We start from the raw sequence: 1,198 nt of genomic DNA, 5'->3' as shown, positions 1-1,198 counted from the left end.
GATGATGGTGGTGGCGGCATTGGCGCTCAGCGCGCCTGCTCCGCCGTCGCCGAGCACATAGCCGTCGGTGATGAACTGCATGCCGGTGATGCCCTGGGTGCCCTGCACGCCCACCGTGCCGGCGCTGCCGGCAAACACTGCAAAGCTGTTCTGCCAGGGGCTGTTGGTGAGTCCGTCGATCGAGGTCCAGTTGGTGCCGCCCGCAGTCCATGCGGCGGTTCCGCCATCGACGCTGCCGTTGGCCACGGTCTGCGCGCCATCCCAGAACTGCACATTGCTGCCGGGCGACAGCACCACCACGTTGACCTGCTGGGCGAGCGCGGTCTGCAGCGTCAGCTGGGTCGGGTCGATGGTGCCAGGCAGCGTGCCGATATCCAGCCCATTGTTGGTCAGCGCGCCGACGTAATCGATCAGGCGATACACCCCCGTGCCGAAGCCGCCGATGTCGGTGATGTTGAGCGTGCCATCCAGGGTCAGGTCGCCGTTGACCGCCAGCACACCGGTCTGGCTGGGCGTGCCCAGCAACGCATCGAGCGTGGCGTTGGGGGCCATGTTCAAGCTGCCGGTGGTCAACACTGCACCACTGGTCACCACCAGCCGACCACCGTCGTTGACGGCGACAGCCGCATCGACCACGCCGCTGCCGCTCAGCGTGCCGCCGGTGCCCACGTTGACCCCGCCGATGCTGGCGAGCGTGCCGTCCACATCCAGCGTGCCGCCGGAGATCTGCGTGGTGCCGCCTAGTGCGCTGGCACCGGTGAGCTGCACGGTGCCGTTGCCCACCTTGTCCAGGTTACCGGTACCGCTCAGGCTGCCGGCAAAGCTGCTGCCGACGTCGTTGACGCCGAGCTGCAAGGTGGTGCCGCCGAGGATGGCGACGTTGCCCTGCCCGGTCACCGCGCCCAGCGCGGCATTGCCGCCCAACGACAAGCCGGCGCCTGCCGCCACATCCACCGCGCTGGTGGTGCCCAGACCGCCGGCAGCGGACGTGGCGAGCACGCCGGCCTGCACGGCCACCGGACCGCTGAAGCTGTTGGCGCCGGACAGGGTCAAGGTGCCCAGGCCGGTCTTGGTCAACGCACCGGTGCCACTGAGCGCGCCGGTCAACGCCAGATCGGCTGCATTGGCAATGCTCAGGTCCGCGCCCAGGTTGATGCTGTTGCCCAGCGCCAGGGCGATCGCGTTGCTCAAGCTGGCA

The 1,198-nt window shown here is 68.8% G+C and carries 1 protein-coding gene; it reads right to left on the bottom strand.

Annotated features, from left to right (window positions below):
- Positions 1 to 1,198: autotransporter-associated beta strand repeat-containing protein (locus OZ10_RS20115; RefSeq protein WP_039566875.1), on the bottom strand; the 1,198-nt coding region annotated here is incomplete at both ends.

This window comes from Xanthomonas cannabis pv. cannabis, from assembly GCF_000802365.1.
Taxonomy (GTDB): domain Bacteria; phylum Pseudomonadota; class Gammaproteobacteria; order Xanthomonadales; family Xanthomonadaceae; genus Xanthomonas; species Xanthomonas cannabis.
The sequence above is the reverse complement of the archived record's forward strand: the minus strand, read 5'-3'. Positions and strand labels throughout refer to the sequence as shown.